General features: G+C 70.8%; 23 protein-coding genes. 10 read left to right on the forward strand and 13 right to left on the reverse strand.

Annotated features, from left to right (window positions below; translation table 11 throughout):
• Positions 1-68: 68 nt before the first annotated feature.
• Positions 69-1,316 (reverse strand): uroporphyrinogen-III C-methyltransferase, encoded by a 1,248-nt coding sequence (gene cobA, locus G5C66_RS10905; protein ID WP_165110990.1) that lies wholly within the window; start codon positions 1,314-1,316, stop codon positions 69-71.
• A gap of 69 nt (positions 1,317-1,385) precedes the next feature.
• Here cobA and G5C66_RS10910 point away from each other — a divergent pair, with 69 nt between their 5' ends.
• Positions 1,386-1,913, forward strand: coding sequence for a YbhB/YbcL family Raf kinase inhibitor-like protein (locus G5C66_RS10910; RefSeq protein WP_165110991.1), 528 nt, complete (start codon positions 1,386-1,388; stop codon positions 1,911-1,913).
• A 36-nt stretch (positions 1,914-1,949) separates the two neighbouring features.
• On the opposite strand, the gene G5C66_RS10915 is transcribed toward G5C66_RS10910, so the two are convergent.
• The 3 genes from G5C66_RS10915 to G5C66_RS10925 form a co-directional block, all read right to left on the reverse strand.
• The gene (locus G5C66_RS10915; protein ID WP_165110992.1) at positions 1,950-2,618 is read right to left on the reverse strand and encodes a response regulator; all 669 of its coding nucleotides are present in this window, start codon (positions 2,616-2,618) and stop codon (positions 1,950-1,952) included.
• A gap of 117 nt (positions 2,619-2,735) precedes the next feature.
• Positions 2,736-3,383: a CE1759 family FMN reductase gene (locus G5C66_RS10920; protein ID WP_165110993.1), complete on the reverse strand. Its 648-nt coding sequence runs from the start codon at positions 3,381-3,383 to the stop codon at positions 2,736-2,738.
• Positions 3,380-4,555: an LLM class flavin-dependent oxidoreductase gene (locus tag G5C66_RS10925; RefSeq protein WP_165111162.1), complete on the reverse strand. Its 1,176-nt coding sequence runs from the start codon at positions 4,553-4,555 to the stop codon at positions 3,380-3,382. Before G5C66_RS10925 ends, G5C66_RS10920 begins: the two co-directional genes overlap by 4 nt.
• A 161-nt stretch (positions 4,556-4,716) precedes the next feature.
• Between G5C66_RS10925 and G5C66_RS10930 the strand changes: the two genes are divergently transcribed.
• Genes G5C66_RS10930 through G5C66_RS10940 form a run of 3 tightly spaced genes read left to right on the forward strand, consistent with a single transcriptional unit; the run spans position 4,717 to position 7,266 of the window.
• Entirely contained in the window at positions 4,717-5,523 is an 807-nt protein-coding gene (locus G5C66_RS10930; protein WP_165110994.1) for an ABC transporter permease, read from the forward strand.
• A complete protein-coding gene (locus G5C66_RS10935; protein WP_165110995.1) occupies positions 5,516-6,313 on the forward strand; it encodes an ABC-2 family transporter protein in 798 nt (265 codons plus the stop codon). Before G5C66_RS10930 ends, G5C66_RS10935 begins: the two co-directional genes overlap by 8 nt.
• Before the next feature lie 5 nt (positions 6,314-6,318).
• Positions 6,319-7,266 (forward strand): ABC transporter ATP-binding protein, encoded by a 948-nt coding sequence (locus tag G5C66_RS10940; protein WP_165110996.1) that lies wholly within the window; start codon positions 6,319-6,321, stop codon positions 7,264-7,266.
• Positions 7,267-7,306: 40 nt separating this feature from the next.
• Here the strand turns inward: G5C66_RS10940 and G5C66_RS10945 are convergent, their stop codons facing one another.
• Genes G5C66_RS10945 through G5C66_RS10955 form a run of 3 tightly spaced genes read right to left on the reverse strand, consistent with a single transcriptional unit; the run spans position 7,307 to position 11,524 of the window.
• Entirely contained in the window at positions 7,307-8,695 is a 1,389-nt protein-coding gene (locus G5C66_RS10945) for a condensation domain-containing protein (RefSeq protein ID WP_165110997.1), read from the reverse strand.
• The gene (locus G5C66_RS10950) at positions 8,676-10,142 is read right to left on the reverse strand and encodes a condensation domain-containing protein (RefSeq protein ID WP_165110998.1); all 1,467 of its coding nucleotides are present in this window, start codon (positions 10,140-10,142) and stop codon (positions 8,676-8,678) included. The genes G5C66_RS10945 and G5C66_RS10950 overlap by 20 nt, the downstream gene beginning before the upstream one ends.
• A complete protein-coding gene (locus tag G5C66_RS10955; RefSeq protein ID WP_165110999.1) occupies positions 10,139-11,524 on the reverse strand; it encodes a condensation domain-containing protein in 1,386 nt (461 codons plus the stop codon). Before G5C66_RS10955 ends, G5C66_RS10950 begins: the two co-directional genes overlap by 4 nt.
• A gap of 304 nt (positions 11,525-11,828) precedes the next feature.
• Between G5C66_RS10955 and G5C66_RS10960 the strand changes: the two genes are divergently transcribed.
• Positions 11,829-13,181, forward strand: a complete 1,353-nt coding sequence (locus G5C66_RS10960) for a hypothetical protein (RefSeq protein WP_165111000.1) — start codon at positions 11,829-11,831, stop codon at positions 13,179-13,181.
• A 41-nt stretch (positions 13,182-13,222) separates the two neighbouring features.
• Here the strand turns inward: G5C66_RS10960 and G5C66_RS10965 are convergent, their stop codons facing one another.
• Positions 13,223-14,476, reverse strand: coding sequence for a glycosyltransferase (locus G5C66_RS10965; protein WP_165111001.1), 1,254 nt, complete (start codon positions 14,474-14,476; stop codon positions 13,223-13,225).
• 38 nt (positions 14,477-14,514) lie between these two features.
• On the opposite strand from G5C66_RS10965, the gene G5C66_RS10970 reads away from it, so the two are divergent.
• The 3 genes from G5C66_RS10970 (at position 14,515) to G5C66_RS10980 (ending at position 18,855) form a co-directional block, all read left to right on the forward strand.
• A complete protein-coding gene (locus G5C66_RS10970) occupies positions 14,515-15,933 on the forward strand; it encodes a hypothetical protein (protein ID WP_165111002.1) in 1,419 nt (472 codons plus the stop codon).
• 12 nt (positions 15,934-15,945) lie between these two features.
• Positions 15,946-16,887, forward strand: a complete 942-nt coding sequence (locus G5C66_RS10975; RefSeq protein WP_165111003.1) for an alpha/beta hydrolase — start codon at positions 15,946-15,948, stop codon at positions 16,885-16,887.
• A 174-nt stretch (positions 16,888-17,061) separates the two neighbouring features.
• On the forward strand, positions 17,062-18,855 hold the full coding sequence (locus G5C66_RS10980) for a BCCT family transporter (RefSeq protein WP_165111004.1): 1,794 nt from the start codon (positions 17,062-17,064) through the stop codon (positions 18,853-18,855).
• Positions 18,856-18,904: 49 nt separating this feature from the next.
• On the opposite strand, the gene G5C66_RS10985 is transcribed toward G5C66_RS10980, so the two are convergent.
• The 5 genes from G5C66_RS10985 to G5C66_RS11005 form a co-directional block, all read right to left on the reverse strand.
• A complete protein-coding gene (locus G5C66_RS10985; protein WP_165111005.1) occupies positions 18,905-19,567 on the reverse strand; it encodes a nitroreductase family protein in 663 nt (220 codons plus the stop codon).
• Positions 19,568-19,611: 44 nt separating this feature from the next.
• Positions 19,612-20,373, reverse strand: a complete 762-nt coding sequence (locus G5C66_RS10990) for a TSUP family transporter (protein WP_165111006.1) — start codon at positions 20,371-20,373, stop codon at positions 19,612-19,614.
• Entirely contained in the window at positions 20,374-21,501 is a 1,128-nt protein-coding gene (locus G5C66_RS10995) for an SPFH domain-containing protein (RefSeq protein WP_165111007.1), read from the reverse strand.
• A gap of 47 nt (positions 21,502-21,548) precedes the next feature.
• Entirely contained in the window at positions 21,549-22,010 is a 462-nt protein-coding gene (locus G5C66_RS11000; RefSeq protein ID WP_165111008.1) for an NfeD family protein, read from the reverse strand.
• 69 nt (positions 22,011-22,079) lie between these two features.
• Positions 22,080-22,877 carry an ABC transporter ATP-binding protein gene (locus tag G5C66_RS11005; RefSeq protein WP_165111009.1) on the reverse strand — a complete coding sequence of 266 codons (798 nt, stop codon included), beginning with the start codon at positions 22,875-22,877 and terminating at the stop codon, positions 22,080-22,082.
• Between the two features lie 53 nt (positions 22,878-22,930).
• Here G5C66_RS11005 and G5C66_RS11010 point away from each other — a divergent pair, with 53 nt between their 5' ends.
• Both G5C66_RS11010 and serB read left to right on the forward strand, forming a co-directional pair.
• Positions 22,931-23,701 (forward strand): hypothetical protein, encoded by a 771-nt coding sequence (locus tag G5C66_RS11010; RefSeq protein WP_165111010.1) that lies wholly within the window; start codon positions 22,931-22,933, stop codon positions 23,699-23,701.
• 34 nt (positions 23,702-23,735) lie between these two features.
• On the forward strand, positions 23,736-24,980 hold the full coding sequence (gene serB, locus G5C66_RS11015) for a phosphoserine phosphatase SerB (RefSeq protein ID WP_165111011.1): 1,245 nt from the start codon (positions 23,736-23,738) through the stop codon (positions 24,978-24,980).
• Positions 24,981-25,059: the final 79 nt, after the last annotated feature.

Below are 25,059 nucleotides of genomic sequence, written 5' to 3' on the forward strand. Positions count from 1 at the left end.
CCACCTGGCGGCAGCTTCCCCACGCTCCGGCGCGTGGGGAAGCTTCATTCGAGTGGGGAGATGTCCCGTCAGCGAGGGTCGGCCGGTGCCTCGAAGGAGTCGGGGTGGGCGACGCGGACGACCTCGCCGACGACGATGATCGCGGGAGGCTGGACGTTCTGGTCGGCGAGGGTCTTCTCGAGGGTCTCGAGGGTGGCCAGGACCGTACGTTCCGTGGGCATCGTGCCGTCGCAGATGACGGCGACGGGGGTCGAGCCGGCGCGTCCGCCGTCCATCAGGGCGGTCGCGATCGCGGGGGCGTTCTGGACGGCCATGAGGAGCACCAGGGTGCCGCCGAGCTGGGCGACGGCGGACCAGTTGGTCAGCGAGGTCGGGTCGCCCGGCGGGACGTGGCCGGAGATGACGGTGAACTCGTGGGCGACGCCGCGGTGAGTGACGGGGATGCCGGCGACGCCGGGGACCGTCACCGGGGAGGTCAGGCCGGGGATGACGTGGACCGGCACGCCGGCCTCACGGCACGCCAGCACCTCCTCGAAACCACGGCCGAAGATGAAGTTGTCACCGCCCTTGAAGCGGGCGACGGCCTTCCCCTCCTTCGCCGCCTCGACGATGATCCGGTTGATCTCCTCCTGCTGGGCCGAGCGGCCGCGGGGAAGCTTGGCGACGTCGACGAGCTCGACGTCGGCGGGGAGCTCGGAGAGCAGCTCGCGCGGGGCCAGGCGGTCGGCGACGACGATGTCGGCCTCCATCAGCGCTTTGCGGCCGGCCACGGAGATCAGCCCTGGGTCGCCCGGACCGCCACCGACCAGGGTCACTCCGGGCACCCGCTGCCGCTCGTGCGGCGCGATCAGGTCACCGGAGCGCAGGCCGTCGAGGATCCGGTCGCGTACGCCCGCGGAGCGCCGCGGGTCACGGTTGGCGAGCACCGCGACGGTCAGGTCGCCGTCGTGGCCGGTCGCCGGGGTCCACGCGGTGGCCTGCGTGCCGTCGTCGGAGCGTACGCAGAAGATCCGTCGTTCCTCGGCGGCGGCCGAGACCTCCTCGTTGACGTCCACGTTCTGGGTCGCGGCGATGACGTACCAGGCTCCGTCGAGCACCTCCGCGGTGAAACGCTCCGAGCGCCAGGTGATCTCGCCGGAGCCGAGCAGACCCTCCAGAGCGGGGGTCAACGACGGCGAGACGACCTCGACCAGCGCACCCGCGGCGATCAGCGCGGGCACTCGCCGCTGCGCCACTCGGCCACCACCCACGACGACCACCCTCCGCCCCTCCAGGATGAGGCCAGCGGGATAGGGAACGGCATGCTCAGAACTCATGGGTACATCCTCGCCCAACACCGCGTCGCCCCCTGACAACGGGTCGATTCGCGGACTACGTTGGGGGTCATGTCTCTCGATCGCCCGGTGAAGCCGGACCCCTACTCGCTCATGCCCGCCCTGCCCTCCTTCACGCTGACCAGCCAGGACGTGACCGACGGCCAGCCGCTGAAGCAGGACCAGGTCTACGACGGCGGCAACACCTCCCCGCAGCTCAGCTGGAGCGGCGCGCCGGAGGGCACCAAGTCGTACGTCATCACCTGCTTCGACCCCGACGCACCCACCCCCAGCGGCTTCTGGCACTGGGCCCTGGTCGACGTCCCGGCCGACGTCACCGAGCTCCCGGCCGGCGCCGGGGCCGGCGACGCCGAGCTGCCCGGCAAGGCGTTCCACGTCGCGACCGACTACGGCACCAAGGAGTTCGGCGGCGCCGCTCCCCCGGCCGGTGACCAGGTCCACCGCTACTACTTCGTGGTCCACGCCGTCGGCGAGGAGACCCTGGGAGTCAACGACGAGGTCACCCCGGCCGTGGTCTCGTTCAACCTCGCCTTCAAGGCGCTGGCCCGCGCCGTCCTCGTCGGCACCTACCAGCACTGAGACGATGGGGTCCCGGGATCATCCCGGGACCCGTCCTCAGCTGGAGGCGAGGTGGGTGAGCATCGTCGGCGTACGCCGGTGCTCGACGTCGCCGGACAGGCCGAACGCGAGGAACATCTCGCTCAGGCATCGCTCGAACTGCCGCCGGCCGCTGAACAGGCGGCTGATGATCGCGCGGTCGGGGAACCCGGCCTGGATCAGCCCGAGCACCTCGCTCTGGCGCATCGTCAGCCGGGCCATCGCATCCGCGTCGGCGTCGGGCGACGCCGCGACCATCCGGAAGATGACCTCGGGGTCGACCACGACCTCGCCCGACGCGACCCGGCCGACGACGTCGAGGAAGTGCGGGACGGTGCGTACGCGCGCCTTGCGCAGGAAGCCGAGGCCGCCGGTGCCGGTGCTGGCGAAGACCGAGGCGGCGTACGCCGTGTCGACCGAGTCCGACAGGACGACGATGCCCATCTCCGGCACCTTCTCGTGCAGCCGCCGGGCGGCAGAGATGCCGTCGTCGGCGTGTCCGGTGCTCAGCCGGGCGTCGGTGACGACCAGCGTCGGCAGCGTGTCGGTCGCCGCCTGGATGAGCGTCTCGCCGTCGCCCGCGTCGGCGACCACCTGGTAGCCGCCGCGCGCGAGCAGCGCCGTGAGTCCAGCACGAAGTAGAGGCGACGCGTCGGCAACGACGACGCTCGGCTCATAGCTGGGCACAACTGCTCCGCTCGGTGTTGGGGGTAGCGGTCGACACGCATTCTGTCGCACTCCACCGCAAACCCCCGGGATTCCTGGCCCGTGTTCGCATCGGCTGCCGAAGGAACGGGCCCGGGATCAGAACTCCGGCGGCCCCTCGGAGGCCCGCTTGAGCAGCGTCTCGAACGAGGTCGGGTTGGCGAACTCGTCCTCCACCAGCGTGCGGTGCGGCACCGGAGCCGAGGGCGCTCCGCCGCCCACGGCCAGCAGCGCGGCGAGCTCCGTGGCGGCACGGTCGACCCGCTTGGGGAGCTCCGGGCCGCCGGCGAAGTCGTCGGTGGCGGCGAAGACCCCGGTCGGGACGACGACCGCGTGCAGGTAGGCGAAGAGCGGACGCAGCGCGTGCTCGAGCACCAGCGAGTGCCGGGCGGTGCCGGCGGTCGCGGCGATCAGCACCGGCTTCGCGTCGAGCACTCCCTGCTCGAGCACGTCGAAGAACGTCTTGAACAGGCCCGAGTAGGACGCCGAGAAGACCGGCGTGACCGCGATGACGCCGTCGGCGCGGCGTACCTGGTCGATGGCCGCCTGCAGCGCGGGCTTGGCGAAGCCGGTGAGCAGGTTGTCGGTCAGCTCGTGGGCCAGCTCGCGCAGCTCGACGTGCCCGATCTCGACCTCGGCGCCCCGGGCCTGCACGGCCCGGGCCGTCGCGTCGCCGAGCATGTCGGCGAGGAGCTTGGTCGAGGACGGGTTGGAGAGTCCGGCCGAGACGACGACGATCCGGGTCACAGCTCCCCCTCGAGGACCTTGGCGACCTCCGGGTCGTTCAGGTCGCGGTCGGACGAGCCGGTGGCGGAGTCTCCCTCGGCGTAGACGGTCGAGTCCTTGGCGCCGCCGGCCTTCTCCACCAGGGAGGCGTGGGTCGGGGCGTCCGGGACACCCGGCTTGCGCAGCTTCTCGAACTCCGCGCGCAGGGTCGGCAGGATCTCGCCGTAGAGGTCGAGCTGCTCCAGCACCGTCTTCAGCGGCAGCCCGGCGTGGTCGAGCAGGAAGAGCTGGCGCTGGTAGTCGCCGACGTACTCACGGAACGAGAGGGTCCGCTCGATGACCTGCTGCGGCGAGCCGACGGTCAGCGGCGTGGCCTCGCTGAAGTCCTCGAGCGAGGGGCCGTGGCCGTAGACCGGGGCGTTGTCGAAGTAGGGCCGGAACTCGTTGATCGCATCCTGGGAGTTGGGCCGCATGAAGAACTGCCCACCCAGCCCGACGATCGCCTGGTCGGCGGTGCCGTGACCATAGTGCTCGAAGCGCTGCCGGTAGAGCTGCACCATCTGCTTGGTGTGAGAAGCCGGCCAGAAGATGTGGTTGTGGAAGAAGCCGTCGCCATAGTACGCAGCCTGTTCGGCGATCTCCGGCGAGCGGATCGAGCCGTGCCAGACGAACGGCGCGACGCCGTCGAGCGGCCGCGGCGTCGAGGTGTAGCCCTGCAGCGGCGTACGGAACCGGCCGGACCAGTCGACCACGTCCTCGCTCCACAGCCGGCGCAGCAGGGCGTAGTTCTCGATCGCCAGGTTGATGCCCTGGCGGATGTCCTTGCCGAACCAGGGGTAGACCGGGCCGGTGTTGCCGCGGCCCATCATCAGGTCGACGCGGCCGTCGGTGAGGTGCTGGATCTTCGCGTAGTCCTCCGCGATCAGCACCGGGTCGGTGGTGGTGATCAGGGTGGTCGCGGTGCTCAGGATGATGTTCTCGGTCTGGGCGCCGATGTAGGCCAGCGTGGCGGTGGGGTTGGAGGCGATGAACGGCGGGTTGTGGTGCTCACCGGTCGCGAAGACGTCCAGGCCCACCTCCTCGGCGTGCTTGGCGATCTCGACGGTCGCCTTGATCCGCTCGTGCTCCGTCGGGGTCTTTCCGGTCGTCGGGTCCGTCGTCACGTCGCCGACCGTGAAGATGCCGAACTGCATACCCATGGTTCCCTGCCCCTTTCGTGGCCCGATCTGGTTGTCGGCCACGGTAGTTGAAATCCGAACTACTCGGCAAACAGTTGCTGCATCAACGTTATTCCAGGAAACCCCTTGGCGTACGCAGCCCTTGTTGTGCCAACGTACGTCAGGTGTCCGGGGCGTTGCATCAGTTCAGTCTGTACGCCGCGATCGCGACCAGATCCTTCCGTCGCTACTCCACCTACACCGCCGCGACGCTCGCCGGGATCTTCACCAACTCGGTCTTCGGGATCATCCTCAGCTTCGCCTACCTGGCGCTGTGGGAGCAGAACCCGTCGGCCGGCGGCTACCAGGCCGACCAGGCGATCACGTTCGTCTGGATCGGGCAGGCGCTGCTGATGACCATCGCGCTGTGGAGCGGCGGCGCCACCGACGACCTCGCCGAGCGGATCCGCAACGGCGACATCGCCGTCGACCTCTACCGTCCCGTCAGCGTCCTCGGCTGGTACCTCGCCGCCGACCTCGGCCGCGGGCTCTACCACTTCGCCACCCGGGGCGTCGCGCCGACGATTGTCGGCGCCCTGCTCTTCGGGCTGGTCCTGCCCTCCGCTGCCGGTGCCGTGGGATTCCTGGTCAGCGTCGTCCTCGCGGTCGTGGTGAGCTTCGCCGTCCGGTTCCTCTTCGCAGCCAGCGCGTTCTGGCTCCTGGACGCAACCGGGCCGCGGGTGCTGCTGAGCGTGCTGGCCACGTTCTTCAGCGGGCTGACGCTGCCGCTCACCCTCTTCCCCGACGGGCTGCGCCAGGTCGCGCTCGCGCTGCCGTTCGCGTCCTACATCCAGACCCCGGCCGACATCTGGCTCGGCCGCCACGCCGGGCCAGACCTGCTCGCCGCGATCGGCCTGCAGGTGCTGTGGGCGGTCGTGCTGCTGGGGATGTGCGCGCTCGTGCTGCGCGCCGCGACCCGCAAGGTGGTGGTGCAGGGTGGTTGATGCGGTGCGCGCCTACTGGCTCATCGCGGCGCTCTGGATCCGGGCCTCGATGGCCTACCCGGTCTCGTTCTGGACGATGACGGTCGGCGGGGTGCTGATCACCTTCCTCGACTTCGTGTCGATCTGGCTGATGTTCAGCCACCTCGACAGCTATGGCGGCTTCAGCCTGCGCGAGATCGCCCTGCTCTACGGCGTCACCTCGATCGCGTTCCGCGTCGCCGACATGCTGGTCGGGAGCGTGGAGAAGATCGGCCAGAAGGTACGCAGCGGCGACCTGGACGCGATGATGACCAAGCCCGTCCCGGTGCTGGTGCAGCTGTGCGCCGACCGGTTCGAGCTGCGCCGCCTCGGCCAGATCGCCCAGGGTGTCGCCGTGTTCGCATGGGCGGCGCCGATCGTGGAGTGGACCCCGCAACGGCTGCTGGTGCTCGTGGTGGCGCTCGTCTCGGGCGTGGTCATCTACTTCTGCGTGTTCGTGACCTTCTCGACGGTGCAGTTCTGGACGACCGACGCCTCGGAGTTCGCCAACGCCTTCACCTACGGCGGCAACACGATCATGCAGTACCCGATGACGATCTTCCCGCGCGAGGTCGTCCGGTCGCTCACCTACCTGCTGCCGCTGGCGTTCGTGAACTGGTACCCGTGCCTGTTCCTGCTCGGCCGCACCGACCCGTACGGCGCACCGGACTGGTTCCGTTTCGCCTCGCCCCTGGCCGCGCTCGCGCTGGTCGGCGTCACCGCACTGGTCTGGCGCCAGGGGCTCCGCCGCTACCGATCCACAGGGAGCTGATCTCGTTGCCGCTGATCGAGGTGCGGGACCTGTCCCGCGAGTTCACCATCCGCAGGCGTGCCGGCGTCCTCAGACGGGAGTCGGTGGTGAAGCACGCCGTCCACGACCTCTCCTTCGAGATCGACGCCGGCGAGATGGTCGGCTACATCGGCCCCAACGGCGCGGGAAAGTCGACCACGATCAAGATGCTCACCGGCATCCTGGTGCCGTCCGGCGGCTCAGCGCTCGTCGCCGGCCTCGAGCCCGCCCGCCAGCGCCGGGAGCTGGCCCGGCGGATCGGGGTGGTCTTCGGGCAGCGTACGTCGCTGTGGTGGGACCTGCCGCTGCGCGACTCCTTCGAGCTGCTGCGCCGGATCTACCGGATCCCCGACCGGACCTTCCGCCGCAACCTGGAGGACCACGTCGCGCTGCTCGACCTCGGCGACCTGATGGACACCCCGGTCCGGCAGCTGAGCCTCGGCCAGCGGATGCGCGGCGACATCGCCGCCGCCCTTCTCCACGACCCCGAGATCCTCTATCTGGACGAGCCGACGATCGGTCTCGACGTCGTCTCCAAGGGGCGGCTGCGCGAGTTCCTGCGAGCCCTCAACCACGAGCGCCGGACCACCCTGATGCTCACCACCCACGACCTGCAGGACATCGAGGCGCTGTGCGACCGGGTCATCGTGATCGACCGCGGCACCGCCGTCTTCGACGGCCCGCTGTCGTCGCTGCGCATCAACGGCGGCGCCTCCCGCACCCTCGTCGTCGACCTCGTCGACGAGGCGCCCGCGATCGCCATCGAGGGCGCTCAGGTCGTCAAGGTCGAGGGCCCGCGCCAGTGGCTCTCCTTCCCGGCCGACGCCTCCGCGGCTCCGCTGGTGGCACAGGTCGCGGCTGCGTACGACGTCGCCGACCTGTCCATCCACGAGCCCGCCATCGAGGACGTCATCCGGCAGCTCTACTCGCACTGAGTCGGCTCGTCCAGACCGAGGTCCCCGCCGAGTCGGCCCGTCATGACGAGCCGACTCGGCGATGCATCTCGTCAGTTCGCGCCGACTCGGCGGATGTTGCGAGGTCGGCGAGAGCGTGTTCGAGCCGGTCCAAGAGCTGGCTGACCGACTTCGACGCGATCTCTGTGTCGGGGTAGCGGACGCGGACAGCGAGACCGGTGTGGGTGCGGGAGAACCAGATCTGGACGTCGTCGGCCTCGGTGGAGGCGGAGATGTGGTGGGCGTCGCGGTCCAGGTGGGAGGAGCCGCCGGGGAGGTGGCGGTAGTCGACCCAGGAGACGACGAAGACGTCGCTGCGGGTCTGCACCAGGGGCTCGGTGAGCGAGCCGAGGACCTGGTCGAGCGGCACCGACCCCAGGCGTACGCCATGACGGACCGCGTCGCCCGCCTCGGCCAGACCCAGGTCGGTGAGCGAGGCGGGGACGGTGAGGGGGACGGTGGTGGTGTACCAGCCGATCGAGCGGGTCAGCTGCTCCGCGGAGCGGGTGGAGACCGGGGCCATCGTGTCCAGGCGCTCGCCGCCACCGAGGTCGGAGATCGCGGTGGCGAGGGCGGCCAGCACCGCGGCGTACGTCGAGGCGCCGCTGTTGCGGGCGCGGGCGCTGACGCGGTCCATCAGGTCGGCGTCGGCGAGGGACGCCACCGCGGTCGCCTGGTCGGCCCGCTCCCCCGGCTCGAGGCCGAGCGGCAGCGGGAAGGTCGGCAGCCGGTGGCCGCGGCCGGCGAGGAACTCGCCCCAGCCGCGGAGCAGCGGGTCGTCGGCTGCTACCCGGGCGGGGCCGTCGGTGCCCTGCGAGACTGCGTCGAGGAACGAGACCACCGCGGGGAGCGCGGACTCCTCGCCGCGGTCGGCGAAGGCGGCGTAGAGCTCCGCGAGCTCCTCGACCGCGACCGCCACCGAGTGGGCGTCGCAGTGCAGGTGGTCCATGCCGAGCACGATCGTGGAGCGGTCAGGCCGGGAGACGGCTGCGGGCAGGAACGCGGGGTAGCCGAACGGCACGCACCGCTCGTCGAGGGCGGCGTGCAGCACAGCGCGCGTCTCCTCGACGGTGCTGGTGTGGCAGACGGTGGTGACCGACCAGGTCAGGGTGCCGGGGTGGTGTCGGCGCGCTTGCGGACCGTCCGCACCGACGGCGACCTCGAACTGGAGGCTGCCGTGGCGGGCGAGGAAGGCACGCCAGGTGCGCGAGAGCGCGACCGGCTCGACCGGGCCGTCGACGTCGAAGGCCGCGGCCAGCCACACGGTCGGCGCGCCGGCCATCGCACCAGCCAGGTGGTTGCGCTGGTTGAGCGAGAGCTCGGCGGGCGCACCGTGGGCAGGGGCGGAGACGTCCCAGCGCAGCAGCGTGCCCGGCCGCGGCTCCCACAGGTCAGCGGTCGTGACCAGCATGTCCGGTCCCGATGATCCGATCAGCGTCCACCGGACGCACGGGAAGGCCGAGCTCGGCGAGCACGTCGTGGACCGCCTCGAAGAAGGTCGCCACTGCCCGGCCACCCTCCTCGGTGTCGGGACTCTGCGTCGCCAGCTCGAACCGGTCGGCGAAACGGTTGACCCACAGGCTGGCGTTGGCAGTACGCCCCTCGCCGGTGAAGTGCAGCCCGGTGTCGAACGGCACCGTGCCGGCGCCGGGGAACTTGCGTACGTCCAGGTAGGAGACCATCTGCGGGCTGGCCAGCTCGGTCGGCGGGAGCACGCCGCCGGCGACCATGACGCCCAGCGGCACATGGACCGGGGTGCGGGCCAGCTCGCGGGCGGTCCCGAACGCCTTCTCCGCCGCGAGCACGGTCTCGGCGAAGCTCTCCCCCAGCGCGGTGTCCTGAGCTTGTCGAAGGGGCATGGAGACCGGGGCGAAGTTGCAGAACCAGCCGTGAGACATCGCGGTCTCGCTCGACCGGGTCCCGAGGACGGTGATGCCCAGGTAGTCGGAGCTGCCGGTCAGCCGCTGCTCGGCGTGGGCCAGGAGGGCGAAGACGCCGCTGGTGAACCGTCCTCCGGCCTCGCGGCACAACGACTCGAGCGCTGACACGGCCTCGTCCTCGAGGGCGGTCCATCGCCGGATCCGGACCGGGGCCGTCTCCCCGGGTGCCAAGCCCAGGGAGACCGGGAACCGCGGGAGCCGTCCGCCGTGGCGCGAGACGATGTCGACCCACTCGCGCACCGCGGGCGCCTCTGGGTCAGTGCCAGCGGCGAGCTGTCGCTCGGCGGCGGCGTACGTCACGAAGCTGCCGGCCTCGGGCAGCGGCTCGATCTCGGTCCCGAGCGCGGCGGAATAGGCCGTCCCGAGCTCGGCCGGGACCATCAGCTGCGAGGCGCCGTCGGTGAAGGCGTGGTCGCAGCCCCAGAAGTAGGTGAAGCCGTCCTCGCGCACGATCGCGCCGAGGAGGAACGGAGCCCACGAGTCGGGGCGGCACTGCTCGTCCCAGAGACTGACGAGGAGGTCCTCCCAGCCATCGGTCCAGTCGGCCGGCGCCTCGACCTCGACGGCCTCGAAGGCGATCGCCTCCGAGGGCACGAGGTGCCGCACCGGAGCCGAGCCCGAGAGATCGAACCAGGTCCGCAACCCCTCGTGGCGTCGCACGAACGACGTCAGCGCCTCGGCGTAGGCCGATGCCGAGAAGGTGCCGGCGAACTCACCTGCCGTGCCGGTCCAGGCCCGGTGCACGCCACCGGCGGCGACCTTGGCGCGGTAGGCGTCGAGGTGGTCGGCCTGCAGGAAAGACGGCGCTCCCGGCGAGACCGGCGCCGCATCGGCCGCCGCCTGGCACGCGGCCGTCGGGCGCAGCACGACCACCCGGCCGGGCGCCGGCGCCAATTCGGCGAGCGCCCCGATCCTCATGCCGTCCCCTCGAGCGAGGCGGTCTCGGGCCGGGCGATCTCGTCGAAGAGGTCGGTCATCCCGCCGATCAGGTCGCGCACGACCCGCTCCGCGGCCACCGTCTCCGGGTAGCGCGTGGAGACGTTGAGACCGTCCCGGTCGCGCACCAGCCACAGGTAGACCTCGTCGTCGGCGCGGACGGGGGCCCGCAGCGTACGGGCGTCCCAGGAGTTCCAGCGCTCGGCGCCGGCGATGAAGCGGGTGTCGACGAAGGTGACCACGAAATGAGGGGCGTCGGTGACACCGAGCAGGTCCGCGACCCGCGCGAACGGCTGCGGCACCAGCGGCTTCGTCTCGGCGAGCGCCGCCTGGACGCGGACGGCGACCTCGGGCAGCGTCGAAGCCCCGCTGATGTCGAGGGTGACCGGGACGAGCCCGACGTACCACCCGACGGCGGCAGCGTGCTCGGCGGTGTAGCGGGTGTGCATCGGCGCCACGAAGCGCATCCGCTCGACGCCGTGCTGGGCACGCAGGACGTACGCCATCGCGCCCATCATCCCGGCCTGGAACGAGACCCCGGCGCTCTTGCACAGCTCACCCAGGACCCGGGCCTGGTGGGGGTCGCCGAGCCACTGCGACAGGCTCGCCTGCGGCAGCGGCGACGCCGAGGCGGGTACGTCGGTGATGCCCGTGACCGGGAAGTCGGCGAAGCGGAGCCGGCCGTCAGGACCGGTCAGCCAGTCGCGCCAGACCCGCACCGACTCGCTGTCGAGCGACATCTCGTCGCCGGTGACCCGCTCGGCGGCGGAGTGGTCGAGGTGGCTGCCGGTGGTGGCCGCGGCCAGGTCGGAGAACGGCTCGCCGGCCAGCGCCCGCTCGTAGAGGGAGGCGATCTCCTCGAACCAGAGGAGCTGGGAGTAGGCGTCCATGACCCCGTGGTCGGCACCGAAGACGAGGGTGAAGCCGTCGGCGTCGGCCACCGTCGCGAAGACGACGTAGGGCCAGGCCGACGGGTCGATGTGGTCGGCGAGGAAGTCGGAGACGCAGCCACGAGCGTCCTCGGCGTCGAACCGGCCGAGGACGGTGGTCGTCACGGACACGTCCGCGGGAGCGACGACGCGCCGCCGCCGTCCGGCCGCGGTCTCCTCGACGGTCCCGCGCAGCGCTTCGTGACGTCCGATCCAGGCGCGGAGCGCGAGGCCGAGCGCGTCGTGGTCGAGCGGACCGGACAGCCGCATGATCGAGCCGATCCACGAGCCCGCCTCGGCGGTGTCCAGGTGCAGTTCGTGGTTGTGGGACAGTCGGCGGTCGTCGTCGACCCAGGAGGCCGGCGCCGCGGTGGGGATCCACGCGGTCACCTCGCCCGGGGGTACGTCGTACGCGGACAGCTCGGTGTACTCCATCGGAGGTGGAGTTCCTCTCTGAGGTGGGGGCTCGGTGCGGCAAAACGCCACCCGGGGACCCGAACGAACCTCAAGAACGCCGTAGCCCGAGAAGGCGACCCGCCTGGGACGACTGCGATGTCGCCCATGTCGCGGCCTATTGTGCACACAGCCGCGGACCCGAATTCGAGCACCCCCGGACGTGGGGATTCCCACACTTTTTCATTGCCCCCGGGGGTTTACATGCGGTATCGACTCCGATTGACTCCTCCCCCTGCGCGCGCTCTTCAACACGCTTTTCTGCCCTATCTCGGAGGACTCCCCCATGCCCGCTGGCACCCGTGCACCGATCGACAACTCCGGCCGCCTGCAGTTCGCCGACGACCTCTTCGCCCGGCGCCACCGCGGTCTCGGGAGCCCGATCGCCAACCAGTGGATCTGGCGGCTCAACAGTCCGTACGACGCCGACCGGCTGCGCTACATCGCGGCCGGTCTGGCAGAGGGCGGCCTGTCGCGCAGGCTGCACCGGGCGAAGTTCCCCGGCGCCCGCGACCTGTGGACCAACGCCGACCGCGACCCCTCGATCGAGCTCCACGAGGAGATCCTCCCGGCCGCCGAGATCACCGACTGGCTCCAGGAGCGTCACAGCGACCACCTCGACCCGCACGAGGGCCTGACCTACCGGCTGACCGCGATCAACCTCGACGACGGCACCTCGGTCGTCTCGATGCTGCTGGCCCACGCCGTCGGCGACGGCGGCTCCGTGCTCGACGCCGTGTGCCGGGCCTCCCGCGGTGAACCGCTGCGGCTGCCGCCGGCGCCCGCCAGCGGCTGGCACCGACTCCGGGCCGAGGCCGCCGACTCCCGAGACCAGTGGCGGGCCGTCCGCGAGTGGGCCAAGGCGCGCCGCCGGGCGAAGAAGGACGGCACCGCCGCACTGGCCACCAAGGCACCCCGTGTCTACCCGGAGACCACTCCCAACCCGGCGCCGGAGACCTGGCGGATGCCGCGGCTGATCACCGAGTTCGACACCGAGACGATGACCAAGATCGCCGCCGAGCACGGCGGCTCGACCAACGCCTGGTTCATCAACGTGGTCGCCGACCTGCTCGTCCGCATCGACCACGTCCCGGTCGACCGCGGCGCCGTCCCGGTCTCGCTGCCGATGAGCGACTTCCAGCCCGGGGACGTACGCTCCAACTCGACGCGCGTGGCCATGGTCGAGGTGCCGCGCGACGTGCTCGAGCGGCGCGACCTCGCCGAGATCAAGAAGCTCTCCAAGGCCGCCTACATCCGCCTCGGTCAGGCCGGCCCGGGGCTGGTCCCGGTGCCGCTGGCGATGATGCAGATGCTGCCCGACGCGGTGCTCGACAAGCTCCCCCAGCCGCCGGCCGCGGCCTGCATGGCCTCCAACCTGCCGCAGCTCCCCGACGACTACCGCTACGCGATGGGCGAGGACGTACGTCTCGTGGCCGGGCTCGCCGGCTACCAGAACGCGACCGCCCAGGACGCCTACGACGTCGGCGGCGGGATCATCGCCTGGCTGATCCAGTCGGGGCCGCGTACGACGCTGAGCATGGTCGCCGCGGAGCCCGACCGCGTGCCCGACCTGGACTTCCTCAAGCGGCTGGTCGTCGAGGAGCTCGGCTCGTGGGGTCTGATCGTCGAGGTGTGGTGATCCGGCGACGCTCAGCGGTGCACATTGCTTCGGGCTTCGCTTCAGCAGGCGCGCTCGAGCGCGTCGGCAGCACGAGCCACGGCCACCTCGGGCGTGACCAGCAGCGGCGCGACCTCGGCGGCCCGCTCACGCACATCCGGCATCAGCACCGCGCGGAGCGCCTCGCGGAGCCGGTCGCGGTCCAGCCGGCTCGCCCTGACCGAGGTGCCGACGCCGAGGTCGCCGAGCAGACGACCCCAGACGGGCTGGTCGGCGGAGTACCACCCCACCACGCTCGGGACCCCCGCCCGCAGCACCGCCGCGGTCGTGCCCGCGCCGCCGTGGTGGACGGCGGCGACGCACCGCGGCAGGACCGCGGCGTGGTCGACGGCACCCACCAGGCGTACGTGGTCGGGGACGGCGACCTCGAAGGAGTTCCAGCCGCTGCTGACGAGCGCGCGGAGACCGAGGTCGGCGGTCGCGGCCGCGACGTCGGCGACCAGCCGGGCCGGATCTGCCACGGGCATCGACCCGAAGCCGACGTAGACCGGCGGATAGCCTGCCGCGAGCCAGTCACCCAGGTCGTCGCTCACCCCCGTCTCCCCCAGCCGGAGCCGGTCGGCCTCGGCCAGCGCCAGGAAGCCCGCGAACGGGCTCTGGATGCCCCACTCCTGCGGCAGCCCGGGGACCAGCAGCGGGTCGTAGGCCTGCACCTCGACCGCACCCCGCTCGCGGAGCCTGGTCTGCAGCCGGGTGCGTGCCGGGGCAAGACCGAGCGCAGCCCGCTGGGCGTTCTCGGCCTCGCGGGTCAGCTCCCAGCGCATCCGCATGCCGACGTCCCAGGCCCTCTGCTGGACCGCCTCGGGCCCGGGCACGACCTTCACCGAGCGGTTGGCGCGGACCGGGAAGTAGTGGAGCGCCGCGAAGCCGGCGCCGATCCGCTCCGCGAGCGCCGAGCCGACCTCCTGCCCGAGCAGGCCGGCGACGACCACGTCGGCGCTGCCACGCTCGCCGGCCAGCGCGACCAGGTCGGCGCGGAAGTCGTCCCAGCCATGCGCGGAGACGGCGCGCACCGCCCGGATCCGGGTGCGAGGATTGACCGAGCGCATCTCCTCGCGGACCAGTGGCGAGGCGAGCAGCGCACCGCTGTCAGGGCCGACAGCGTGCGGGTCGAGCCCGAGCCGCGCCGCCAGCGGCACCAGGTTGGGCGCGACCCCGACGGTGACCTCGTGGCCGCGACGGCGCAGCTCGAGGGCCACGGCGAGCGCCGGCTGCACATCGCCGCGGCTGCCCATCAACCCGAAGACGAACCGCATCGCGTCCCAGAATCCCCCAACGACAGGACCCAGACCACATGCCCGAGCCTGTGATGCTGCCCTCACTTCCGCCGGCGAGCCTCGGCGCCCGCCCGGCGCCGTTCGCTCCCGAGCGCACCAACCGGCTGACGTACGACGACGAGGTCTTCCTCCGCTCCGCGACCGTGATCGGGGTCCCGGTCGTCGGCCAGACCGCCTGGCGCTTTCCGGCGGAGATCCCGGTCGAGGCGGTCCAGGAGGTCGTCGACGAGCTGGCCAAGGGACCGCTCAACCGCCTCGTCGTCCGCCCGAAGGCGCTCGGCGCGCGCTCCCGCTGGGTGCCGGCGACGACGGCCGAGCCGGTCCGTCTGCACCCCGACCGGATCAAGCCGGACCAGGTGATGGCCTGGCTCGACACCACCACCGACGAGGTGCCCTTCGACCCGGTCAAGGGTCCGCTGTGGGCGTTCTTCATGGCCTACACCACCGACGGCGGCACGGTCGTGACCTACAACGCCTCCCACATCGTCTGCGACGGCGGGATGAAGCTCGGCGCCCTGATCGCGGCCGTACGCCGCCAGCCCCTGCCCCGGCTCCCCTTCGACGACCCGGCGGCGGCCGAGGTCACCCGGAAGGACGACCGGCGCGACGCCCGGATGATGGCGCGCGCCGCGGTCCGCGGCCTCCGGACGGCCCGTCAGGCAGGGAAGCCCCCGGTCCTGGAGGCGCAGTCGTCCGAGAAGCGGCCGGTCCCGGCCCCACAGCCCGACGACCACGTGGTCCACGACGTCGCCTTCGCCGGCGCCGACTGCCCGGTCTCTGAGTGGAACGCCGCGGTCGAGCGGGCCGGCGGCACCTCCAACACGCTCCAGATCGCGATCTCGGTCGAGGTGCTCCTCGAGGCCGGGATCGTACGTCCCGGCGAGCCGGTCAAGATGTCGCTGCCCGTCTCGATGCGCGGTAAGGGCGACCTGCGCTCGAACGCCACCTCCGGCGTCTCGATCGCGGTCGAGACGGAGCTGCGTGACGGCGTCGGCCGGGTCACCGACCTCGCCCACATCCGGGAGCGTGCGAAGAAGGAGTTCTCGGCCCTCTTCAAGGGCACCCGCCCCGACCCGATCGCCCACATCGCACCGTTGGCGCAGATGATCCCGGACCGCCTCGCCAAGCCGCTGCTCAAGAACGTCGTCACTCCCCTCGGGCTGGCCTCCAACCTGGGCCGGCCCGATCCCGACTTCGTGGCGCCCTTCGGCGTGCCCGCCGACTCGATCGTCTTCCGCGGCCTCGCGCTCGGGGCGACCCGCGGCGAGCTGCGCCGGATGCGCGGCGGGGTGACGTCGTGGTGGTGCGAGGTCGGCGAGACCTGCAACCTCGGCATCCGAGCGCTCGACCCCGACGCGGTCCCCGACTCCGGGCGACTGAAGGAGATCGTGACCGACGTCTACGAACGTTGGGGCCTGGTTCCCACGTTCTGGTGAGAAGATGCATTCATGACGATCGACGTACTCGGTGAGCCCTACACCGTCGAGACCATCGAGCTCGCGGACGACTTCGAGGGCACCGTCGTGGCCACCCTGGTCAAGCGTCCGGCCGACGGCGACGCGAAGGCCGCCGCCCTCTACGTCCACGGCTTCTCCGACTACTTCTTCCAGAAGGAGTACGCCGAGTGGTGGACGGCGCGGGGCTACGACTTCTACGGCCTCGACCTGCGCAAGTACGGTCGCTCGCTGCGTGAGCACCAGTCGGGGACGTACGTCGGTGATCTCGCCGAGTACTTCGACGAGATCGACGCCGCCTGGTCGCTGATCACCGAGCGCGACGGCCACTCCCACATCATGCTCAGCGCCCACTCCACCGGTGGTCTGACCACCTCGCTGTGGGCCGACGACCGCCAGCCCGACGAGCTGGCCGGGATGGTGCTCAACTCCCCCTGGCTCGACCTGCAGGGCTCGTTCCTGCTGCGCGAGATCGCCACGCCGGTGGTGCGCCGGATCGGCCATCGCGTCCCGATGCGGGAGCTGGGCCGTGACGTGAACGGCTTCTACACCATGTCGCTGCACGTCGACCACGACGGCGAGTGGGAGTTCGACCTCGGCCTGAAGCCGGTCGGCTCCTACCCGATCCGGCTCGGCTGGCTCAAGGCGATCCGCGACGGCCACGCGAAGCTCCACCGCGGGCTCGACGTGAAGGCGCCGGTGCTGGTGCTCTCCTCCGACCGCTCCAGCAAGCCCAAGGCGATGGGCGAGCTCGTCCACTCGACCGACATCGTGCTCGACGTGCGCCAGATCCGCCGCTGGGCGACCGCGATCGGCAGCCACGTCACCTACATCGCCATCCCCGGCGCGAAGCACGACGTGATCCTCTCGCGCCCCGACGTCCGCAAGCAGGCCTACGCCGAGATCGAGCGCTGGCTGGCGGCGTACGGGGTATAGACCCCGGCGGGTATCGCGGGTCCACTCAGACCCGGAACGACACATGAACTGGCCCGACACAGTCGGGCCAGTTCTCGTTGTCAATCACGCGGTCGCCGACCCCCGGTGAACGGAAAGCAAAGTCCGTGGGCGTTAGGGTGCTGTGGTCCCGAACCCAACCGGAAGGACAACAGTGTGACTTCTGAGAAGAAGACAGACAGTCCGAAACATTCCGATCATCACGACCCCACTGGTCTCATCAGATCCCCCACGGGCGAAGTCGTTCCCCACCCAGCGCTGGACCTGCCGATCTCGAGCGAACAGGACCAACGCAAGGGAATCGACTGGGTTGTCTTCGGCGTCGCCGCCGTCCTCGCGATCGCTTTCATGGCGTGGGGCATTCTCGCCACGGAAAGCCTCAGCAAGGCCTCCGGCGCCGCTCTGGCCTGGGTGATGGACAAGACCGGATGGTTCTTCGTCCTCACCGCAAGTGCGTTCGTCGTCTATGTCATCTGGCTGGCGGTCAGCAAGTACGGCGCGATTCCCCTCGGGCGCGACGACGAGAAGCCCGAGTTCAAGACGGTCTCCTGGATCGCGATGATGTTCAGCGCCGGCATGGGCATCGGCCTGATGTTCTACGGCGTGAGCGAACCGATCACGCACTTCGTCACCCCGCCCCCGGGCACCGGCGAGGCCGGCAACCCCGAGGCGATCCAGCACGCCATGTCGACCACGATGTTCCACTGGACCCTTCACCCGTGGGCCGTCTATGCGGTCGTCGGCCTGGCGATCGGCTACGGCGCCTACCGCAAGGGGCGTGTCTCGCTGATCTCCTCGGCCTTCGCGCCGCTGCTCGGCAAGCGAGCCACCGACGGCCCGGCAGGCAAGGTCATCGACATGTTCGCGATCTTCGCGACCCTGTTCGGCTCGGCCACCTCGCTGGGTCTGGGTGCGCTGCAGATCCGCAGCGGTCTGCAGATCGTCGGCAACGTCGGTGAGGTCGGCAACGCCGTCATCGTCGGCATCATCGCAGCGCTGACTGCGTGCTTCGTGATCTCGGCTGTCTCCGGCGTCGCGAAGGGCATCCAGTGGCTGTCCAACATCAACATGGTGCTGGCGCTGATCCTGGCGTTGTTCCTCTTCGTGGTCGGACCGACCGTCTTCATCCTCGATCTGATCCCGACCTCGCTGGGCACCTATATCGGTGACCTCGCGCAGATGTCGGCCCGCACCGGCGCCGAAGGCTCCGAGACCGCGACGTGGCTGTCGTCCTGGACGGTCTTCTACTGGGCCTGGTGGATCTCCTGGACGCCGTTCGTCGGCATGTTCATCGCGCGGATCTCGCGTGGGCGCACCATCCGGCAGTTCGTCGCCGGCGTGCTCCTCGTGCCCAGCGCCGTCAGCGTCCTCTGGTTCTGCATCCTCGGTGGCACCGCCATCGACCTGCAGCGTGACGGCACTGCGAACATCGCCGAGGCCGGGGGCCTGGAGTCGCAGCTGTTCACCACGCTGGAGCAGTTCCCGCTGGCCACGGTGGCGAGCATCATCGTCATGGTCCTGGTGGCGATCTTCTTCGTCTCCGGCGCCGACGCGGCGTCCATCGTGATGGGCACGCTCTCCGAGCACGGCACCGAGCAGCCCACCCGGCCGACGGTCATCTTCTGGGGTGTCGCGACCGGTGTCGTCGCCGGCCTCGGTCTGATCGCCGGCGGCGAGGACGCTCTGTCCGGTCTGCAGACGATCACCATCGTGGCCGCGCTGCCGTTCACGGTGATCATGGTCGGGCTGGCGGTCTCGCTGCAGCGCGACCTGGCCCACGACCCGCTGATCGTGCGTAGTCAGTACGCCGAGGAGGCGGTGCAGCAGGCCGTCATCACCGGCGTCACCGAGCACGGCGACGACTTCGCGATCGCGGTCATCGAGGACGACCACAGCAACGGCAACGGCGGCGGTTCGGCCGCTGGGGCCGTGACCACCGACAAGACCTGATCCTCGGGTCCGAAACCGATGGCGGGGTCCTCCGGGGCCCCGCCATCGGTCATCTCAACGGCGTCCCGGAGAAGGACTCCAGCGTCACGAACTCCTCGACGGGCTGGCGCCGCAGCCTGGTGAGCTGCTTGACCGGCTTCCCCAGCGGCACGACCGCGGCGACCGCGTAGCCCTCGGGAGCACCCAGCAGGTCGAGCAGCGCCGGCTCCTCGGCGACCGCCATGGTGGTGAGCACCCCGCCGAAGCCCTCGTTGCGCGCGGCCAGGAGCGTGTTCCACACCAGCGGGTAGACCGAGGCGCCGGAGACGACACCGACCCGGTCGAGCTCGGAGTCCATGGAGGCGACCACGCCGAGGTCGACGAGGAAGACCAGCACCACCGCAGCCGTACGCAGCGGCTCGGTCATCCCCCGTGGCACGCGGGTCTCCGCGATCTGCTCGTCGGTGACCGTCGTCGGGTGCACCGTGTTCCACGGCATCTCGCCGGCACGGTGCTGCGCGATGTATCTGCGGGCACCCGTCGCGGACAGCTCGACCAAGCGCTCTCGGGTCTCCTGGCTGCGTACGACCACCACGTGGGCGCCCTGCCGGTTGCCGCCGGAGGGTGCGAACCTGGCGTTGTCGAGGATCCGGGCGAGGACCTCGTCGGGCAGCGGGTCGTCGGTGAAGTCGCGTACGGCGTGGGTGGTCCGCATCGCCTCGTAGAGCTCCATGGGACCCATCCCACCAGACCCGACCCAGGCTCAGCCCAGCAGGCTCAGCCCATCAGAAACGCCACCAGGGCGGTGATGCCGACCACGACGATCACGCCGCGGAGCACGTTGGGCGGCAGCCGGCGGCCGATCCTCGCGCCCAGCAGGCCGCCGAGCGTCGCACCGACCGCGATCAGCGCGGCGATCTTCCAGTCGACGTCGGCCACGAGGGCGAAGATGAGCCCCGAGATGCCGTTGGTGATGGCGACCAGGATGTTCTTGAGCGCATTGAGGCGTTGCAGCGACTCGGCGACCCCGATGCCGATGATCGCGATCATCAGCACGCCCTGGGCGGCACCGAAGTAGCCGCCGTAGACACCGAGCCCGGCGATCGCCGGCCACACCCACCAGCGCTCGCTGCCGTCGTCGGGCAGCTCACCGTGTCGCTCGGCGACCCAACGGGAGATGCGCGGCCCGGTGATCACCAGGAGCACGCCGAGACCGATCAGCACCGGGACGATCGCCTCGAACGCTCCGGGCGGAAGCACCAGCAGCAGGATCCCGCCGACCGCGCCGCCGATGAGCGCGGCGACGCCGAACCTCAGGATCCGACTGCGCTGACCAGCGAGCTCGCGGCGGTAGCCCCAGGCGCCGGCCAGGGAGCCCGGGACCAGGCCGATGGTGTTGGACACGTTGGCGACGACCGGGGGTACGCCGAAGGCGAGCAGGGTCGGGAACGTGATCAGCGTCCCGGAGCCGACGGCGGCGTTGATGGTGCCCGCCCCCACCCCGGCGATCAGGATGAGGGCGGACTGGAGCGGATCCACTTAGACGGTCGGGTCTGCAGGAGGCTGGGCCGGCTGGTCCGGCTGCGTCGGCGGTGCGGGCGGGGCCGCCTGCGGCCGGTTGGGGGCCTCCGCCTCCTTGGCCTCGGCGAGCGCCTCCTCGACGGCGGCAGCAGCGGAGGACGACTTCTCGAGGTCCAGAGCCGGCTCGGAGGAGCCCATGTCGACGCGCTTGAGCGGGCCCTCGACGTCGTCCGGGATGCCCTTGAGGCTGTTCATCGTCGAGCCGAGGCCCTCGAGGGCCTTGCCGATCTCGCTCGGGACGATCCAGACCTTGTTGGCGTCGCCCTCGGCGATCTTCGGCATCATCTGCAGGTACTGGTAGGCCAGCAGCGACTGGTCGGGACGGCCGTCGTGGATCGCCTGGAAGACGGTCTGGATGGCCTGGCCCTCACCCTGCGCGCGCAGGATCGCGGCCTCACGGTCCGCCTGTGCGGCCAGGATCTGCGACTCGCGCTGACCCTCGGCGTTGAGGATGGCGGACTGCTTGTTGCCCTCCGCGGAGAGGATGGCGGACTGACGCTGGCCCTCGGCGGTGAGGATCGCGGCGCGCTTGTCGCGGTCGGCGCGCATCTGCTTCTCCATCGCGTCCTTGATGGACATGGGCGGGTCGATCGACTTGATCTCGACGCGCTTGACCTTGATGCCCCAGCGGCCGGTGGCCTCGTCGAGGACGATCGAGAGGCCGGAGTTGATCTGCTCGCGGCTGGTCAGGGTCTCCTCGAGGGTCATGCCACCGACGATGTTGCGCAGCGTGGTCATGGTGAGCTGCTCGACGGCCTGGATGTAGTTGGCGATCTCGTAGGTCGCCGCGACCGGGTCGTTGACCTGGAAGTAGATGACCGTGTCGATCGAGACGGTCAGGTTGTCCTCGGTGATCACCGGCTGCGGCGCGAACGCGACGACCTGCTCGCGCATGTCGATCATGTAGCGCACCTTGTCGACGAACGGGATCACCGCGTTCAGGCCGGGGTCACGCTTCGACTGGAACTTGCCGAAGCGCTCCACGATGCCGACCCGCGCCTGCGGGATGATCTTGATCGTCTTGGCCAGCGTGGTGATCACCAGCACCGCCAAGATGACCAGGAGGGCCAGGATGATGCCACCCATTGCCAATCAGTCCTTGTCTATTTCGGTTGCGTCAGGTTGCCCGGAAACTACGGAGTCCCGAGCTCCGGAAGAGGATGGACGTAGGCCGTCGCTCCTCTGATCTCGAGCACCTCGACCGGCGTGCCGGCCGCGATCACGAGCGTCTCGTCGTAGGGCTGAGCGGTCCAGAGCTCGCCCTCGAGCTTGAGCTGCCCAGGCTTGTGGGCACTGATCTCGACGGTCGAGACCGCCTGGACGCCGATGAGCTTCTCCGCGCCGATCTGGATCTCCGGGCCGTTGTGGAGCCGCCTGGCCAGCCCCGGACGTACGACCGCGAGCATGGAGACCGAGACGGCGAGCGCGACGATCGCCTGGATCACGAAGCTGTCGGTGAACGCGCCGGTCACCGCACCTGCGAAGGCGCCAGTGGCGAGCATCAGCAGGATCAGGTCAAGGCTGAAGAGCTCTCCGACGACGAGCAGCGCTCCGAGTGCCGTCCAGATCGCCCAGTCCCAGTCCTGCCAGTCCATGGGCGTCACCCTATCCAGGTGACACCCCGGACGTGGGGATGTTTTCGTACCAGGTTCTTAACGTTGTGCCTACCGCGTGTGGCGGGCGCGGCGCTTGGCCCAGTAACGACCGTCGCTCGCCTCCAGCTCCAGCGGCATGCCGAAGGTCTTGGAGAGGTTGGCCGCGGTCAGGGTGTCCTCGATGAGGCCCTGGGCGGTGATCCGGCCGGACCGCATCATCAGGACGTGGCTGAAGCCCGGCGGGATCTCCTCGACGTGGTGGGAGACGAGCACCGTGGCCGGGCTGTCGGGGTCGTACGCGAGCGTCGACAGGGTCGAGACGAGGTCCTCGCGACCGCCCAGGTCGAGCCCGGCGGCCGGCTCGTCGAGGAGCAGCATCTCCGGGTCGACCATCAGCGCGCGGGCCAGCTGCACCCGCTTGCGCTCACCCTCGGAGAGGGTGCCGAACCTGCGATCGCCGAGGTGCTTGATGCCGACCTCGATCAGCAGCTCCTGAGCACGGTCGTGATCGAGGTCGTCGTAGTGCTCACGCCAACGGCCGACGACGCCGTAGGACGCGCTCACCACGACGTCGCGGACAAGCTCCTGGCGCGGGATCCGGTCGGCGAGCGCGGCCGAGGTGAGGCCGATGCGCGGGCGCAGCTCGAAGACGTCGACCCGGCCGATCTGCTCGCCGAGCACCTTCACGACACCGGACGTCGGGTGGAGCTGGGCCGCGGCGGTCTGGAGCAGCGTGGTCTTGCCGGCGCCGTTGTGACCGAGGATCACCCAGCGTTCATCCTCCTCGACCACCCAGCTCACAGAGTCGAGAAGGGCGTTGCCCCCACGGCGTACGGTGACGTCGGTGAACTCCAGCACGGCTGCCATGGCGGCAAATCTATCGGCAGGGGTCGGTGGGCTCGGGGATAGGGTGGGCGCCCGTGAGTCCTGAGGATACGGGGTGGGACGAGTCCACCCCTGAGGCGCTGCGCCTGGCGTGGTGGGTGACGGCGTGGCTGCGCGGTGAGGCGGTCACCGACCTGGTGCTCGACGCGGTGATCGGTCCCGACGCGACCCATACCGTGAGCGGGCTGGCCGCGCTCGGTCTCGGTGGCACCGAGGGGGTCGCGGACACCTTGGTGAGCGGCATGGGACGGCTGCGTACGGAGGGGGCGACCGCCGTCGGGGTGGCCTTCCCGGCCGAGGGCGACCCGGTCGGACTGGGCGGCCCCCGGGCGTTCAACGACGCCGCCCTGGAGGCCGGCGAGGCCGTGGTGTGCGACGCGGGCATCGGCCTCGTACCGGTCCGGGTCGGGGCGGTGCTCGAGTGGCAGGCGTACGCAGCCCAGCGCCGTCAGCTCCCCGACGTCGGCGAGGCCGACCGGGCTCTCCGGCTCGCGCTGAGCGAGGCGGCGACCGCGCTCGCCGAGCTCGACGTCGCCCGGTGGCGGCCCGAGGTCGCCGACCGGCTGATGAACCTGCGCCACCGGCCCGCGCTGGCCGGTGCGCCCGGGGTGCCGGCGCGGTGCGTGGAGCTGGCTGCCCGCGGCGTACAGGCCCGGGAGATCGTCGCGGTGGCGCTGGAGGACGAGGGCGGAGCGGTGTCCGCGTCGGAGATGCTGCGGCGGCGCGATGCGCTGGTAGGGCTCGACCGCGCCGCGCGGCGGGCGCTCACCGCGGCCGGATCGCCCGAGGTGTGGCCGCCGGACTGAGACGCAGGGCCCGGCTCCACTATCCTGTGCAGCGATGACCGAGGAATTCGACGCGCTCGAGCGCCGTCCCGACACCCTGCTGATCACCCTCGCCGGAAACGACCGTCCCGGGCTGACCTCGGCCACCCTGGCGACTCTCGCGCTGGCGGGGGTCGACGTGGTCGACCTGGAGCAGATCGTGCTGCGGGCCCGGCTCGTGCTCGGTCTGCTGGTGACCGCCCCGGCCGACGCGGCGAGCACCGACGCGCTCAAGCACGCGATCGAGGAGACCGCCCACGCGCTCGACATGACCGTCGAGATCGAGGAGGGCGTCGGCGACACGCCGCGCGAGCCCGCCGACCGCGCCCGGGTCACCGTGCTCGGGCTGCCGCTGAAGGCAGCGGCGCTCGCCTCCGTGACGCGCACCATCGCCTCGGCCGGAGGCAACATCGACCGGATCATCCGGCTGGCCCGCTACCCCGTCACCGCTTTCGACCTGCACGTTTCGGGCGCATCCCCTGACGAGCTGCGGGTGACCCTGTCCGCCGAGGCCGCCGCCCAGGGCGTCGACATCGCGGTGCAGCCCGCCAACCTCGTCCGCCGCGGCATGCGGCTGATCGTCATGGACGTCGACTCGACCCTGATCGACGGCGAGGTGATCGAGATGATCGCCGCCCACGCCGGCTATGAGAAGGAGGTCGCCGCGGTCACCGAGGCGGCGATGCGCGGCGAGCTCGACTTCGAGGAGTCGCTCCGCGGGCGGGTCAAATACCTCAAGGGCGTCCCCGCCACCGCGCTGGACGAGGTCTACGCCGGGCTGCAGCTCAACCCCGGGGCCCGGACGATGGTCCGCACCCTGCGCCGTCTCGGCTACCGCTTCGCCATCGTCTCGGGCGGGTTCTCGCAGATCACCGACCGGCTGGCTGCCGACCTCGGCATCCACTACGCCCGTGCCAACGAGCTCGAGATCGTCGACGGCGTGCTCACCGGCGAGGTCGTGGGCGAGGTCGTCGACCGTGCCGGGAAGGCCCGCGCGCTGCGTGAGTTCGCCGCCGAGATCGGCATCCCCGAGGCCGCCACCGTCGCCATCGGCGACGGCGCCAACGACCTCGACATGCTCGCCGCCGCCGGCCTCGGGATCGCCTACAACGCCAAGCCCGCCGTCCGCTCGGCCGCGGGGACCGCGATCAACGTGCCCTACCTCGACACGATCATGTATCTCCTCGGGATCTCCCGCGAGGAGATCGAGGCGGCCGACGCCGAGGCCGGCATCGTCACCCCCGCGCCTCCCCTCCTCTGAAGCCCTGCCGAGACGTCAGCTAGGTCGGCCGAGGCGTCAGGTACGCCGGCCGAGTTGTCAGCGATGTGACGCCTCGGCC

The organism is Nocardioides turkmenicus (assembly GCF_011045035.1).
GTDB lineage: Bacteria > Actinomycetota > Actinomycetes > Propionibacteriales > Nocardioidaceae > Nocardioides > Nocardioides turkmenicus.